This is a genomic window from Chryseobacterium soldanellicola (assembly GCF_900100115.1).
GTDB lineage: Bacteria > Bacteroidota > Bacteroidia > Flavobacteriales > Weeksellaceae > Chryseobacterium > Chryseobacterium soldanellicola.
In genome coordinates, this window is the sequence record NZ_FNKL01000001.1 from 335,578 (window position 1) to 350,566 (window position 14,989).

12 protein-coding genes are annotated in these 14,989 nt (G+C 36.0%); 4 read left to right on the forward strand and 8 right to left on the reverse strand.

All coding sequences use genetic code 11. The features are described 5' to 3' along the window. Nucleotides 1-45: 45 nt before the first annotated feature. From BLT04_RS01470 to BLT04_RS01495, 6 genes are all read right to left on the reverse strand, one after another. Nucleotides 46-2,412, reverse strand: a complete 2,367-nt coding sequence (locus BLT04_RS01470) for a choice-of-anchor L domain-containing protein (RefSeq protein ID WP_089752983.1) — start codon at nt 2,410-2,412, stop codon at nt 46-48. A 236-nt stretch (nt 2,413-2,648) separates the two neighbouring features. After that, on the reverse strand, nt 2,649-3,179 hold the full coding sequence (locus BLT04_RS01475) for a DUF1003 domain-containing protein (protein WP_089752985.1): 531 nt from the start codon (nt 3,177-3,179) through the stop codon (nt 2,649-2,651). Nucleotides 3,180-3,189: 10 nt separating this feature from the next. Then, nucleotides 3,190-3,960: a TIGR02757 family protein gene (locus BLT04_RS01480; protein WP_394331103.1), complete on the reverse strand. Its 771-nt coding sequence runs from the start codon at nt 3,958-3,960 to the stop codon at nt 3,190-3,192. Nucleotides 3,961-3,964: 4 nt separating this feature from the next. Continuing rightward, nucleotides 3,965-4,879 carry a ribonuclease Z gene (locus tag BLT04_RS01485; RefSeq protein WP_089752987.1) on the reverse strand — a complete coding sequence of 305 codons (915 nt, stop codon included), beginning with the start codon at nt 4,877-4,879 and terminating at the stop codon, nt 3,965-3,967. Nucleotides 4,880-5,207: 328 nt separating this feature from the next. Further along, entirely contained in the window at nt 5,208-5,783 is a 576-nt protein-coding gene (rdgB, locus tag BLT04_RS01490) for an RdgB/HAM1 family non-canonical purine NTP pyrophosphatase (protein ID WP_089752989.1), read from the reverse strand. Between the two features lie 113 nt (nt 5,784-5,896). Further along, the gene (locus BLT04_RS01495; protein ID WP_089752991.1) at nt 5,897-6,727 is read right to left on the reverse strand and encodes a CPBP family intramembrane glutamic endopeptidase; all 831 of its coding nucleotides are present in this window, start codon (nt 6,725-6,727) and stop codon (nt 5,897-5,899) included. A 157-nt stretch (nt 6,728-6,884) separates the two neighbouring features. Between BLT04_RS01495 and BLT04_RS01500 the strand changes: the two genes are divergently transcribed. From BLT04_RS01500 to BLT04_RS01510, 3 genes are all read left to right on the forward strand, one after another. Further along, nucleotides 6,885-8,078 carry an MFS transporter gene (locus BLT04_RS01500; protein ID WP_089754172.1) on the forward strand — a complete coding sequence of 398 codons (1,194 nt, stop codon included), beginning with the start codon at nt 6,885-6,887 and terminating at the stop codon, nt 8,076-8,078. Nucleotides 8,079-8,225: 147 nt separating this feature from the next. Continuing rightward, nucleotides 8,226-9,821: a peptide chain release factor 3 gene (locus tag BLT04_RS01505; protein ID WP_089752993.1), complete on the forward strand. Its 1,596-nt coding sequence runs from the start codon at nt 8,226-8,228 to the stop codon at nt 9,819-9,821. Between the two features lie 233 nt (nt 9,822-10,054). Beyond that, a complete protein-coding gene (locus tag BLT04_RS01510) occupies nt 10,055-11,023 on the forward strand; it encodes a DUF4349 domain-containing protein (protein ID WP_089752995.1) in 969 nt (322 codons plus the stop codon). Nucleotides 11,024-11,193: 170 nt separating this feature from the next. On the opposite strand, the gene BLT04_RS01515 is transcribed toward BLT04_RS01510, so the two are convergent. Continuing rightward, nucleotides 11,194-11,559 (reverse strand): hypothetical protein, encoded by a 366-nt coding sequence (locus tag BLT04_RS01515; protein ID WP_089752997.1) that lies wholly within the window; start codon nt 11,557-11,559, stop codon nt 11,194-11,196. Nucleotides 11,560-11,581: 22 nt separating this feature from the next. Further along, nucleotides 11,582-12,721 (reverse strand): acyl-CoA dehydrogenase, encoded by a 1,140-nt coding sequence (locus tag BLT04_RS01520; protein ID WP_089752999.1) that lies wholly within the window; start codon nt 12,719-12,721, stop codon nt 11,582-11,584. A 253-nt stretch (nt 12,722-12,974) separates the two neighbouring features. On the opposite strand from BLT04_RS01520, the gene BLT04_RS01525 reads away from it, so the two are divergent. After that, nucleotides 12,975-14,753 (forward strand): AMP-dependent synthetase/ligase, encoded by a 1,779-nt coding sequence (locus BLT04_RS01525; protein ID WP_089753000.1) that lies wholly within the window; start codon nt 12,975-12,977, stop codon nt 14,751-14,753. Nucleotides 14,754-14,989 lie beyond the last annotated feature (236 nt).

The following is a 14,989-nucleotide window of genomic DNA, read 5'->3' on the forward strand; positions in this document are numbered from 1 at the left end:
CCAACAAATTGTCAGCCTTTTTCAATATATTTTTTCTTATAAATTTTATTCGAAGTTTTTCAATAAAATCCAACCTGTTTTTACAGCGATTTTCTTGGTTGCAGGATCTTCAAAACTTACCTGATACCAATAAGATGCCGTTGGAAGACGTTTACCCTGAAAATAACCGTCCCAATAAGGTCTGATTTTTTCAGCTTTAAATACTTCTTTTCCGTAACGGTCGAAGATGCTTCCTTTGAAATCTTTATACTCAACGATTCCTCTGAAATCAATGATATCATTTTTAGTATCACCATTCGGAGTAATTACATTCTGCATTACAAATGTGAAATATTCTAAGAAACCTACACAGCTTGTCTTTTTCACTCTTACTCTTATTGAAATCACAGAGTTTTTAGGAACATTATTAAAGATATTAGAATCCTGCCATGTAACTCCATTGTCCACTGAATATTCCAATGGGCCGTTACTTGGATTGCTTGCTGTAAGGATCATGGTTCCGTTATCGCTGTAATCTACTTTAATAATTTCAGGAATAATTGCCTGAATTACCTGCGTTGTGTAAACTTTCGTACAAACTCCGTTATTAATAGTTACAGTATAAGTACCCGGAGTTCCCACCGTAATCGTCTGAGTTGTAGAACCTGTATTCCAAGAATATGAATAGCTTGGCCCCGCTCCTGCGTCTAAAGTGATCTGGTCGCCTGCACAGATCATTCCGCCTTTAAGGTCGGAAACAATGGCAGGAACTACCTCTACTTTTACAGTTGCCGGAACTAAAGACTTACATCCTTGCGCTCCGATTGCATATACGGTGTACGTTGTTGTCTGAGTCGGGCTTAAAGTTCTTACAGGCCCCGTTCCTGAAAAATCATCCCAAAGATACGTTACTCCTCCACCCGCGGTTAACGTTATTGATTCTCCCGCGCAGATTCTCAATTTTGTGGAAGTAAGGGTAGCTACCGGGGTGGTTTCTTTTCTTAGCGTTAACTGTACCAATCTGCTACAGAATGAGCCGTTTGAAACCACTACATATAATATCTGGCCATCAGTCCCGTTAAAATTAGCCAATCCGGCCGTCGGAATAAAACTGCTGTTCTGGGCAACGGCATCCGCCTGATTTTGGTAGAAATAAAAAATTGCACCCGCAGTTGTGCTGATTAAAGTTTTTGCGGTATTTAAATTAAAAGTATCGTTGGAAGGTGTTGCACAAAGCTTTAATGTGGCATTTTGTGCTGCCGGGGATGTACCTCCGACAATCGTAATTGTCGCCGATCCCGGACATTGATTTCCAGGGACTGAAGCTTTCACCTCATAAACTCCCGGTGCTACAGCCGTATAAGAGATGTTTGTTGCTCCCGGAATGGCTGCTCCGTCTTTATACCACTGGAAAGTCATTCCCGGAACAGCTCCTACCTGAGCCATTAAAACCTGTGGTGTATTGTCGCACATATTAATGGTATCCGGTAAAACGACTCCGTTTCCGTCAACAATTTTAATTCCTATATCAAAAGATCCTCCTTCAATGAATACAGCAGAATCATATCCTGTATCTCTGTAATCGGATAAAACCATTTTAAAATGATAGGCAACTCCCGGCGTAACGTTTGCTATTGCCGTTAAAGGAATTGTTCTTCCTTCATAGTTTGTTACAATATTAGACGCAGAATTATATCCTGCAAAATACGTTTCATTGACAGCAGGACATCCTCCAATTCCTGGAATAGCGGGGTGAATGTTTGTCATGCTTACCGGCCCTGCCGTTCCCGGTAGAACAGCCACATTCACATAAGGACCGCCACTTACAGGCTTAATCAATAAAGCAAATGCATCAGAATACTGACATGGATAACTGCCTGTATATTCTTCGGAAGCAAAAAGATAATTAAACTTCACCTGATTGGAGTTGGGTACAAAATCAAACTCCAGCATTACATTATCATTATAATGATCGGTAGGATTGGTGATAGGAACTGCCGCAACCAGATCAGGATCGTCCATTCCGGCACCAATAACATTGGTACTTACCGATGATGCTACATTTCCTGCCTCTCTGGCACGACCTGTAGTTAAAACAATACCATCTGTAAAAGGGAAGTTTGTCGTTCCTTTATTGAAATATCCCCAAAACCTGTCATTATTCGTTACCGGATGGTTTGGAGTAATCGATACATTCGTTACGTTAGGCACCGAACAGGTCGATCCTCCGTTAATAAGAATATCTTTTACAAGTTGCTCTGGAGAATAATTAGAAGGGGCATACCCCGCGGCATTTACATCTATAAAAACTCCTGTTTTGTTGTTTGCCGATGTTATTATCGTTTTAGGAGGTTTTCTCTGAGAAAATACCGAAACTGAAACCAATAGCAATACTAAAAAGAAAAAGTAGTTTTTTAATCTATATTTTAACATTTTGTAATTGTTTATTCAAAAATAGCAAAAAATAGTTTTATACGCCTATTATTTTCTCAATTGATTCAATATAAATACATTGTATCAAATTTATCAATTCACAATAAAACTCTGATTTTTAGCAAGTATATAAACTATTTATTTAAAAATCATTAATCATACAAATAAAAAAGCCTGATAAATTATCAGACTTCAGAATTTATTTTTTTAACTTAAATCATAGATTTAACTTTAAATTAATCTTTCTTCAGCTCATTAATTTCGTTTTTAAGCTGGGCAATAATATCTTTCAGCGCTTTAATTTCGTTTTTGTTTGAGCTTACATTGCTTTTCAGTATTACATTCTTTGCTCTTTCGCTGTGGTCTTCTTCCTCTTCATCTTCGTTGATTTCTTCAATATCTTCCTGGATATCTTCAATATCTTCATTAATTTCCTCAATATCCTCGCTGATCTCTTCAATATCTTCCTGAATATCTTCAATATCTTCACTGATCTCTTCGATATCTTCCTGAATATCTTCAATTTTTTCGTGGCTTTTATTCACCGACATCTGGATAAAAATTGCCAGATAAATTGCTTCCAGAGAAACTACCGTCGTCAGAATCAGAAGCATCTTATCAAACTCTACGATATGCAATATCGGGAGAAGAAAAGAGGTAATAAAGAACAGCGTATGTGCTATTAATGATGGAATAGAACCCACCCACCAAGTAATTCCGTTGGCTATTTTCTCTAAAACATCTATTTTTTCGTCTTCTTTTTCCATTGTGCTATTTTTAAAATAATTCTTTGGTTACGCCTAATCCGAACAATGCAAAATCATATTTTGCAGGATCTTTTTCATCTAATTTTCTGATGACAATATCAAGCTCTTCCACCGTTTTCCAGTCGTTTTGCGTTCTTGAAATCAACCCCAATTTTCTCGAAATATTTCCCGTATGCACATCCAGCGGAATCGAAAGATATTTCTGATCAATATTTTCCCAAATTCCGAAATCAACTCCTCTTTTATCTTTACGTACCATCCAGCGCAAAAACATGATGATTCTTTTTGATGAAGAATTTTTATAGGGCGAACTTACATGCTTATGGCTTCTGTGTTTTTCAGTTTCCAGAAAACTTTTTCTGAATCTTTCGATGGCGTGAGAAAAATTGATTTCGGAATTTTCAACTTTAAACAATTCTTCAAAACTACTGTTTTCCTTATAAATCCGTTTAAACTGTTTGATAAAATAAGCAAAATCTTCACCATTAAAAGTTCTGTGAATGCTTTTTCCTTCAATTTGCTTTAAATCTTTCTCAGAATAATTCTGAACGAAATCATAAGGAGAATTCCCCATCATATCGAGCATTTTTTCTGCTGATTTGATGATAGCTTTCCTGTTTCCCCAGGAAATTGTCGCTGCCAGAAAACCTGCAATTTCGATATCCTGCTTCAAAGAAAAACGGTGCGGAATCTGCAGCGGATCATTTTCAATAAAATCCGGATTGTTGTAAAAATCGGCTTTTTCGTCTAAAAAACTCTTTAATTCTTCAAAATTCAGCATACATTTAAATTTTCACAGCTTCCAAAGCTTTAGGCAAAAATGAATTGGGGAAAATTGTTCTCGCTTCATCTGTAAACACCGTTAAATCACTGTATCTATTGGAAAAATGACCTAAAATTAATTTTCCGACCTGTGCTTTTTGAGCAATGGTCGCTGCTTCCAGAGCCGTGGTGTGGCCTGTATAATCTGCCATTTCTTTTAAATCATGTAAAAACGTGGATTCGTGATATAAAACAGTCACATTTTTAATGATCGGAATTACACTTTCCAAATATCTTGTATCGCTGCAGAATGCATAAGAAACTGAAGGTGCCGGCTCAACCGTTAACACTTCATTTTTAAGAACATAGCCATCACTTAAGATGAAATCTTTTCCAGCTTTAATATTGTGATAATCGCAGGTTTCGATTTCGCTGTATTTGGCAATTTCTTTCATGTCAAGATGCCTGTCTTTCGGTTTTTCCTTGAAAAGATACCCGTTACAGTAAATCCTGTGATCCAAAGGAATTGTATATACTTCAAGCCTGTTATCTTCATAAATTTTCTCAGAATAATTTTTATCCAATTCATGATAAACGACCTCAAAACCACGATGTGTTTCTGTAATTGTAAAAATGGTTTCCATCATATTTTTGATCCCTTTCGGACCGTAAACATGCAGCGGCGTATCTCTTCCCAACAACCTGAAAGATGCAATAAGCCCCGGCAGACCAAAACAGTGATCTCCGTGTAGATGAGAAATAAAAATATGGTTGATCTTCGAAAATTTCGCCTTTGCTTTTCTCAGCTGAACCTGGGTTCCTTCTCCGCAATCGATCAGGAAATATCTTTCCTCCATTTCCAAAAGCTGCGCAGTGGGTGAAGAATTGATCGTAGGAATTGCTGAATTAAAGCCTAATATCGTTAAATAAGTACTCAAATCAATAGTTTATTATGCCGACAAATGTACGACAGATTTAAGTTTAATCATAAAAAGCATCATTTTTTTCATAAATAACACTTATTCTTTTGTCTTAAAACAAAAGAAACAAAAATTCAAGACTTGGAAATTTCGGCTAAAAATAACTTCTATTCACTAAAAATTCTAAAACTCGTGCGGATTACTATTGTTACTCCGTTTCAATTTTTGTCCCGCACTCAAACAATAGAATTTTCTTAACGTTCACAGAATTTATTTTCTTAACGCCTCCATTTCCTATGTCGATTATTGAATGACAAACTAACCGTAAAATCTTTTGTGGTTAAAATTAATCTGTTACTTTCAAAAAATCCAGGAACAAATCCAAAGCCTGTTTACGGTGGCTGATCTTGTTTTTATCTTCAGGATTCATTTCAGCAAAAGTTTTTTCATACCCTTCCGGAACAAAGATCGGATCATATCCAAATCCTTTGAAACCTTTATTTTCTGTCAATAAATTTCCGTGAGCCCTGCCCTCGAAATATTTTGCACCATTTTCGTCATAATAACATAAAACCGTGATGAAATAAGCTTTTCTGTTTTCAACACCATCCATTTCGCTTAACACTTTTTGAATGTTTTTAGCAAAATCGTGATCGCCGGCATAACGGGCAGAGAAAATCCCCGGTCTTCCGTCTAAAGATTCTACGACCAAGCCGCTGTCATCTCCCAAACTTGGAATTCCCGTTTTTTCGAAGCAATATTTAGCTTTAATTAAAGCATTGGCGTTGAAAGAATCGCCGTCTTCTATAATTTCTTCGTGAATATGATAATCAGTCAGACTTTTTACGACAAATTCATCTCCTAAAATCTGCTGGATCTCTTCTTTTTTATGTACGTTGTGGGTTGCTACCAGTAATTCCATATATCAATTTCATTTTTTTATTCTTTTTAAAACATAACACTAATTTTCTAGCACAAATATCACAAATGAGAATATGTTATTCGTGAAAATATTCGTGAATTTCATATTTAGATCTAAATTTCAGAGTAATGCACTTTATATTTCTTCATAAATAAATAGTAAAACAAAGAGAAAAGTACAATTCCGATCAATAATAATGTCCATTCCGGAACTTTAAAAGCATCTGCAAAACTTTCGTTTTTGGTGTATGTTATCAATAACGTTGAGCATAAATTGTTAAAACCATGCAACAACATCGGCAATAACAAAGATTTTGTTTTATAATACACCAAACCTAAAACGCAGCCCAGCAAAACCGCTCCGACAAACTGCCAAGGATTTGCATGAACCACCCCAAAAATAATGGAAGAAAAAATAATGGCTTTCCAGGGTTTGACCCCTTTATTCATCAATCCTTTCTGAATGATTCCCCTGAAGATAATTTCTTCAAAAATCGGAGCCATAATTACGGCTGTGATAACCATTACCACGGGATCATCCGTTAACTGATTCATTAACTGATTAAAAAATTCGTAATATTTTCCAAAAAACGGACCTGTTGTAGGAATTTGTGCTGTGATAAATTCTGCAACAAACATCATCCCGATCATTAAAGGAAAAATCAATAAATAGGTGTAAAAATTTGTTGGAGAAAAATTAAAATTCAGTTTTTTCTTTGTTGAAGGCCTTACAATAAAAAAATCAAAAAACGCAATAGCCGTAAGAAATCCTGCCGCATTGGTAAGCATAAAAAACCAATCTTTATATTGCAGATTTATTTTAAAAACAAGCATCCACAAAACATTGAAAAAAGAAGTAAACATTGTTCCCACAAACAATCCTGTCAATAAAATCAAGCCTCCGATCCATGTAAAAGTAAATTTAGGATATTTGCTGTTTTCCATGCTTTTTATGTAAAAATTTATAAAAACAAAGATAGCTGATTTTATGGAATGGTAAATGATTATTGGGATTTTGAATGATAAATATTACCTTTTTAGTGGTCTTATTATTCTGTTAAGCTATTTTTATGAAGTAACTTTGCGCTTTAATTTTTTACATATGGATCGCCTAGTAAATCGGTCAGAGAATGTTAATTTATCCTTAATCACTTATGTATCTTTTACTTTCGTGGGATATTTTATCATAGGATTATCGCTGTCTGTCCTTCCCATTTTTATCAATAAAAGTTTAGGTTTCAGTTTGATTGTTGCCGGATTGGTCATCAGTCTGCAATATGTCTCCACATTTTTCCTGAGAGCCTATTCCGGGAAAATCATTGATAGAAAAGGTTCAAAACCAGCCGTATTATTCAGCATGCTGAGTTTTTCATTAACAGGAATCTTTTTAATTATTGCTTATTATTTTAAATTTTCACCTTTCATCAGTCTTTCATTTCTTGTGGTTACACGTTTACTCACAGGCTGTGCAGAAGGAATGATCGGTGCAAGCCCGATTAACTGGGCGATTATGGCGGTTGGAGAAAAACATACGGCGAAAATCATTTCATACAATGGCGTTGCCTGTTACGGAGCCCTTGCGATTGGCGCTTCATTAGGAATCATTATTGAGCATACATTCAGTCTTTACGGAATTGGAATTCTTTCGATTATCTTAGGGATATTGGGATTTCTTTTCGCTAAAACCAAAGAAAATAAAACGAATACACATTCTAAGGATTCTCAATCTTTCTGGAAAGTTTTGGGAACAGTAGCACCTTATGGAGTTTGTCTGGCATTGGGAGGTCTTGGTTTTGCGAGTATTTCTACTTTTATCACGTTGTATTATAATTTTTTTCATTGGAATAATGGGGCTTTATGTCTCAGTGTTTTTGGAGGATTATTTGTTGCAGGAAGATTGGTTTTCAGCAATGTTATCAATAATTATGGCGGAATAAAAGTAGCAATCGCCTGTCTTTTGGTAGAAACTATCGGACTTTTAATTATTGCATTCTCGACCAATTCACAAATGGCACTTATTGGCGCCGGAGTTACAGGATTGGGATTTTCATTAATTTTTCCTGCGTTGGGCGTTGTTGCCATTAAAAGTGTTTCACCGTCAAATAAAGGTTCTGCATTGGCAGGTTACGGTCTTTTCATTGATCTTTCGCTTGGCGTTGCAGGTCCGTTAATTGGTGGTGTAGCCGATATTTTTGGGATGAATTATATTTTTCCTTTTAGTGCGGCCATGGTTTTTGTGGGGCTTGGATTGGCTTTTGTCCTTAAAAGAAAATCAAGTTTAAAAATGAAACACTGATTACACAAATGTTTTCACAAATTTCCACAAATTTAATTGTGTTTTATTCGTTAATAATTAATGTTATTTGTGTTTGAATAAAAGTTTAAAAAATCAAACTTTCAGGATTCGACAAAATTCACGATTTTTGCAACTTCAAAATACGATATGTCAGACTTAATCAAAGAAATAGAGAGAAGAAAAACTTTCGGGATTATCTCTCACCCCGATGCCGGAAAAACCACCCTTACTGAAAAATTACTGCTTTTCGGAGGTGCGATTCAGGAGGCGGGTGCGGTAAAATCGAACAAAATAAAAAAAGGAGCAACCTCCGACTTCATGGAAATTGAAAGACAGAGAGGGATCTCCGTGGCGACTTCCGTGTTGGCTTTTGAATATAGAAACCATAAAATCAATATTTTAGATACTCCCGGCCACAAAGATTTTGCGGAAGATACGTATAGAACTTTGACCGCCGTTGACTCTGTAATCGTTGTCATCGACGTTGCAAAAGGGGTTGAGGAACAGACAGAAAAACTGGTTCAGGTTTGCAGAATGAGAAACATTCCGATGTTGGTTTTCATTAATAAATTGGACCGTGAAGGAAAAGATGCCTTCGATTTACTGGATGAGGTTGAGCAAAAATTAGGATTAAGCGTAGTTCCGTTATCTATTCCGATCGGGATGGGCGCTGATTTTCAGGGAATTTACAATATCTGGGAAAATAATATTCAGCTATTTTTAGAAGAGAAAAAACAGAAAGTAGGTGAAGCCATCAAATTTGATGACATCAACGATCTTACAATCGATGAAATTATCGGTGAAAAACCCGCACAAACCTTAAGAGAAGAACTTGAATTAGTACAATCCGTTTATCCTGAATTTAACCGTGAAGATTATATGAAAGGCGATTTGCAGCCTGTTTTCTTTGGTTCGGCTTTGAATAATTTTGGAGTTCGTGAATTATTGGATGCCTTTATTGATATTGCTCCGATGCCACAGCCCAAAGAAAGTGATACGCGTTTGGTAAAACCTGAAGAAAATGCTTTCACAGGATTCGTTTTCAAGATTCACGCCAATATGGATCCGAAACACAGAGACCGTTTGGCCTTTGTGAAAATTGTTTCGGGAACATTTAAAAGAAACGAAAATTATTTATTGGTAAGAGAAGGCAAAAAGATGAAATTTTCTTCACCCAACGCATTCTTTGCAGATAAAAAAGAAGTTGTGGATGAGAGTTTCCCGGGAGATATTGTAGGTCTTCACGATACAGGAAGCTTCAGAATCGGTGACACGTTGACGGGAGGTGAAAAATTGAGCTTCAAAGGAATTCCGAGCTTCTCCCCCGAACATTTCAGATATATTAATAATAATGATCCGCTGAAAGCAAAGCAATTGGCAAAAGGTATCGATCAGCTGATGGATGAAGGTGTTGCTCAGTTATTTACGCTTGAAATGAACAACAGAAAAATCATCGGAACAGTTGGTGCGCTTCAGTATGAAGTTATCCAATACCGTCTGGAGCACGAATACGGTGCAAAATGTACTTACGAACCACTTTCTATGCATAAAGCCTGTTGGGTGGAAGCGGATGAAAAATCAGAAGAGTTCAAGGAATTTGCAAGATTGAAGCAAAGATTTTTGGCCAGAGATAAATATAATCAATTGGTTTTCCTGGCTGATTCATCATTTACAATTCATATGACGCAGGAAAAATTCCCGAATGTGAAGCTGCATTTTATCAGTGAATATCAAAATAGCTAATTAAGCAAATAAGCTTTTACATAGTATAAATCCGTGGAAAAAATTTCTACGGATTTTTTATTTTCATTAAAAGATGGCATTTCAAAATGAAGAAAATCTTTTGTAAAATTTTTGTAAAATAAATCTAATTCATTGATTTTCTACTACATGTAATTTTATGGACTGAATACATTTCTTTTACAACCTTTACAAGAACTTCCCTCCTAATTTTACTTCATCAAAAAATTAATGTTATGAAAAAATTCATATTACTATTCGCTGTAACAAGCACTTTTATTATGTGTAAAAAAGGAGAAGCGACACAATCTCAGATTGAAAAGGCAGTAAATTCTGCAGACAGCAGCGCAACGGCCGCAATGGATGCGGTACATACAGCCCATGATGCCGCCAACCAGGTTTTTGATTCTGCCAATGTAAAAATCAGGGAATTTGATGATACTAAAGAAAACATCAAAGAAAAAATAGAATCAACCTCGAAAAGTATCGATTCTTTATCTGATAAAATTGCCGCCACAAAGCTGGAATCAAAAATTGAAAAGAAAGATTCTGCAGATAAGAAACCGGAAAAAATTGTGGTCAATGTTCCAGCTCCAAAAGTGATTAAGGAAACGAAGATTATTTATAAAAACAGACCAAAAAGTGAAAATTCTGAACTTATTACTACAAAAAATAAAATGGTAAAATCAGGTTTTATCTCTATCAATGTTGACAATATAGAAACCGTAAAAGAAATTGTAAAAGAAGAAATACAGAAAAACAACGGATTTATTAAAAGTGAAGAGCTCTCGTATATCGTGAATGAACCCGTAAAAAACACTCCTTCCTCTTACTCAGAAAATGATCGAAAAGTATATGAAATGCAGGTGAAGGTCCCGATCAGGAATTTTGATGATTTGATGAACGGCTTAAGCTCGCTCGGAGAAATTGAGAATAAAAACATAGAAGTTTTCGGAAATAATTATGCTGAAAATGCCATTTGCAACGTATCAATAACGGTTACAGATAAGGCAGCTTCTGAAAAAGAACCAAAGACCTTCGGTGAAAAATCTTTGGCAGCGATCTCTTCCGGGTGGGGAGTCATTACTTCTATTTTCCTGTTTATTCTTCCGTTGTGGCCCTTGATTTTAATTGGCGGAATTGGATATTATTTTTATAAAAAAAGAAGCAAAAGCCGTTCTGATAAAGATTCCCATCAAATATAAAAAAACAGCTCAGTGATAGCGTTTATATTTTAATATTATTTTAATTAAAACGAGACATTTAATGAAAATGTTCTTTATAACTTTATCATATTCAAAATAGATAATACTATTATTAATATTTTGTGGTTCGTGTGTAACGTAAAAGGCTCCCAAAAACTGAGAGCCTTTACTTATTTCATATTCACTATTTTATCTACGACGTACTTTGTGTTTCCCCTCCAAGGCAAAGCTCCGTTATATTCTTTGTAATGAAGATCAAAAGTTTTTCCACTGTTGAGTTCCAATTGCTTGAAAACTTCAGGATCAGAAACAGAAAACTCAAATTCATAACTTGTAATACTTCCCGTTTTACCTCTACCAAAACCTTCCTGAATTAATTTACCTTCATAAGTTTTGAATACATACCCTTTTTTAATTGCATAATTCAGATAACCGGATTTTACACCTTCTCCGAAAACAAAGAAAAATTTATACCAGACAAATACTCCTAAAAGCAGTAAAACAACGCCGAGAGTGACCCACAAAGATTTTTTCATAGTAATAGTGTTTTTTAGAATTTTATTTTGCGATGCTTCTTGAAATCACAATTTTCTGGATTTCAGAAGTTCCTTCGTAGATCTGAGTGATTTTTGCATCACGCATCATTCTTTCTACATGATATTCTTTCACATATCCGTATCCACCGTGGATTTGTACAGCTTCAATCGTAGTATCCATAGCCACCTGAGAGGCGTATAATTTTGCCATTGCTCCACTTTCAGAGATGTCTTTTCCGGCGTCTTTTTCCACAGCTGCTTTATAGCAAAGCATTCTTGCAGCCGTAATTTGTGTTGCCATATCTGCTAATTTAAAAGCAATTGCCTGGTGATTGATGATTTCAGTTTTGAAAGCTTTTCTTGTTTTAGCATATTTTAAAGCCAGTTCGTAAGCTCCGGCAGCAATTCCCAACGCCTGAGAAGCAATACCGATTCTACCCCCGTTTAAAACAGCCATCGCGAAGTTGAATCCGAAGCCATCTTCCCCGATTCTGTTTTCTTTCGGTACTTTTACGTTGTTGAAGATCAAAGAGTGCGTATCACTTCCTCTGATTCCCAGCTTGTCTTCTTTTAACCCGATTTCGAAACCTTCCCAACCTCTTTCAACGATAAATGCGTTGATACCTTTGTGTTTTTTCTCAGGATCAGTCTGTGCAATTACGATATAATAAGATGCCGTTCCACCGTTTGTGATCCAGTTTTTGATTCCGTTTAAAAGATAATAGTCACCTTTATCTTCAGCAGTCGTTTTTTGAGAAGTTGCATCAGAACCTGCTTCAGGCTCAGATAGCGCAAACGCACCGATTACCTGGCCGCTTGCCAGTGGGGTAAGATATTTTACTTTTTGTTCTTCAGAAGCGAATTTTTCAAGCCCTGCACAAACCAATGAATTGTTTACAGACATTACAACAGCTGCAGAAGCGTCTACCTTTGCAATCTCCTCCATTGCCAAAACGTAAGAAACACTGTCCATCCCGGCACCGCCGTACTTAGGGTCTACCATCATTCCCAAAAGCCCCATTTCTCCCATTTTCTTTACCTGCTCGGTAGGAAATTTCTGATCGCGGTCTCTTTCAATTACTTCCGGTAATAGTTCGTTTTGTGCAAAATCCCTTGCTGCCTGCTGAATCATCAGCTGTTCTTCCGATAAATTAAAGTCCATAAAAATAATAATTAGATGGTCGTAAATTTACACTTTTTGGTCAAACCTGAAAATAGAATTAGCAATTAGCGGTTATTAATTGGGCGTGGTCCAAAGATTTATGATTTTTAAATATTCATAAGATAAAGTCATCGCATGAATTATTCAATATATTATGGCTTACATTTTAGTAATTTTCAACTTATGCTTTCTAATTTCTATAATTAAAAAAAATGCTTATATTTAGATTTATTTAAAATATACTTAGAAAATCATGACGATCAAGAGATTATTCGATATACCTCATTACGCTTTAGAAAAATATCCAAAATCGGATATGTTTGTAACCAAATATCATGGCGAATGGAAAAAAACTTCTACGCAGGAGTTTATTAATGAAGCCAATAAAATATCAAGAGGACTTTTAAAGCTTGGAATAAAGCCGGGTGACAAAATCGCTTTAATCACCACCAATTCCCGAACAGAATGGGCCATTATGGATCTCGGGCTTTCCCAGATCGGAGTAGTTTCCGTGCCTGTTTACCCGAGCATTTCGCCTGAAGATTATGAATTCATTTTCAATAATGCCGAAATAAAATACTGTTTCGTTTCCGATAAAGAGCTTTTTAGTAAAGTAATGAAAGTGAAGCACAATATTTCTTCTTTACAGGGAATTTTCACTTTTGACGCAGTAAACGGTGCCGCAAACTGGAGAGAAATCCTGGATTTAGGCGAAGATGATTCAACACAAATTGAAGTTGAAGATCTTGCCAATACGATAAATTCCGAGGACCTTGCAACCATAATCTACACTTCGGGAACCACCGGAAGACCAAAAGGAGTAATGCTTACCCACCACAATATTGTTTCAAATATTTTAGGCTCGCTTCCAAGAATTCCACGAAAAAAAGGACTTGATTATAAAGATACAAGGGTTTTGAGCTTCTTACCGATCTGTCATATTTTCGAGAGAATGCTTTTTTATCTTTTCCAATACAACGGTTTTTCGGTTTATTTTGCAGAAAGTATAGAAAAAATGGGCGAAAATGTAAAGGAAGTGAAACCACACTACATGAGCGTTGTTCCGAGGCTGGTAGAGAAAGTGTATGATAAAATATATGCAACCGGTTCTTCTGCCGGAGGTTTAAAAACGAAGATTTTCTTCTGGGCTTTACAATTAATTCAGAAAAAGAAAGAAGTTTCAAAACCATCTGGGCTGCAGGAAATTATCGCTGATAAGTTAGTATTTAAAAAATGGCGAGAAGGTTTGGGAGGCGAGATCATTACGCTGGTTTCGGGTTCTGCGGCTTTGTCTACAAGATTGAATTTAATGTTTCAAAATGCCGGAATTCCGATTCTGGAAGGCTATGGATTAACGGAAACTTCACCTGTTATTTCTGTCAATGCATTCGGAAAAATGAAAATAGGAACCGTTGGTTTGCCGTTGGATAATTTACAGGTTAAAATTCAGGAAGATGGTGAAATTACCGTAAAAGGTCCTTCTATATTTAAAGCATACTTTAAAAATGATGAAATGACGAAAGAAGTCTTCACTGAAGACGGCTATTTCAAAACCGGAGACATCGGACATATCGACAACGAAGGATTTTTACAAATCACCGACCGTAAAAAAGAAATGTTTAAAACATCCGGCGGAAAATATATTGCTCCTCAAACGATTGAAAATTTAGCAAAAGCCTCGAAATTTATTGAGCAGATCATGGTGGTAGGCGATGGTGAAAAAATGCCGACAGCATTGGTTCAGCCGGATTTTGAATTTGCAAAAAGCTGGGCAATGAGAAACAATCTGAACATCGGCACAACGCCACAGGAAATCGCAAAAAGCAAAGAATTAAAAGAAAGGATCGAAAAAGAAATCGATGATATCAACGAACATCTCGGAAATTGGGAAAAAATCAAGAAAATTGAACTGACACCAGAAGTATGGAGCATTGAAGCAGGGCTTTTAACCCCTACTTTAAAGCTGAAAAGGAAAGCGATCAAGGAAAAGTTTATTGATCTTTACAATACAATGTATGAGCATCATGAATAAATAGTAAAACCGTCTGCTGAGACGGTTTTTTTGTTTTTTTGTTTAAACACTAATTGCACTAATTTTTACACAAATGACACAAACTAAACGGTGTGTTTGTCATTCAGAGCGAAACGAAGTGGAGCGTGGAATCTTTCCTGTTTTCACATGTTTTATCCATTCAGTTTGTCATCCTGAGAGGATCTAGACCGTTTTTAGAATTGCGTTGTTGAGATCCTTTCAGGATGACAAACAGA

What these genes read in the sequence shown, in the direction of transcription:
- BLT04_RS01470 (WP_089752983.1), bottom strand. Translation starts at nt 2,412, where the DNA reads ATGTTAAAATATAGATTAAAAAACTACTTTTTCTTTTTAGTATTGCTA.
- BLT04_RS01475 (WP_089752985.1), bottom strand. Translation starts at nt 3,179, where the DNA reads ATGGAAAAAGAAGACGAAAAAATAGATGTTTTAGAGAAAATAGCCAAC.
- BLT04_RS01480 (WP_394331103.1), bottom strand. Translation starts at nt 3,960, where the DNA reads ATGCTGAATTTTGAAGAATTAAAGAGTTTTTTAGACGAAAAAGCCGAT.
- rdgB (WP_089752989.1), bottom strand. Translation starts at nt 5,783, where the DNA reads ATGGAATTACTGGTAGCAACCCACAACGTACATAAAAAAGAAGAGATC.
- BLT04_RS01495 (WP_089752991.1), bottom strand. Translation starts at nt 6,727, where the DNA reads ATGGAAAACAGCAAATATCCTAAATTTACTTTTACATGGATCGGAGGC.
- BLT04_RS01500 (WP_089754172.1), top strand. Translation starts at nt 6,885, where the DNA reads ATGGATCGCCTAGTAAATCGGTCAGAGAATGTTAATTTATCCTTAATC.
- BLT04_RS01505 (WP_089752993.1), top strand. Translation starts at nt 8,226, where the DNA reads ATGTCAGACTTAATCAAAGAAATAGAGAGAAGAAAAACTTTCGGGATT.
- BLT04_RS01510 (WP_089752995.1), top strand. Translation starts at nt 10,055, where the DNA reads ATGAAAAAATTCATATTACTATTCGCTGTAACAAGCACTTTTATTATG.
- BLT04_RS01515 (WP_089752997.1), bottom strand. Translation starts at nt 11,559, where the DNA reads ATGAAAAAATCTTTGTGGGTCACTCTCGGCGTTGTTTTACTGCTTTTA.
- BLT04_RS01520 (WP_089752999.1), bottom strand. Translation starts at nt 12,721, where the DNA reads ATGGACTTTAATTTATCGGAAGAACAGCTGATGATTCAGCAGGCAGCA.
- BLT04_RS01525 (WP_089753000.1), top strand. Translation starts at nt 12,975, where the DNA reads ATGACGATCAAGAGATTATTCGATATACCTCATTACGCTTTAGAAAAA.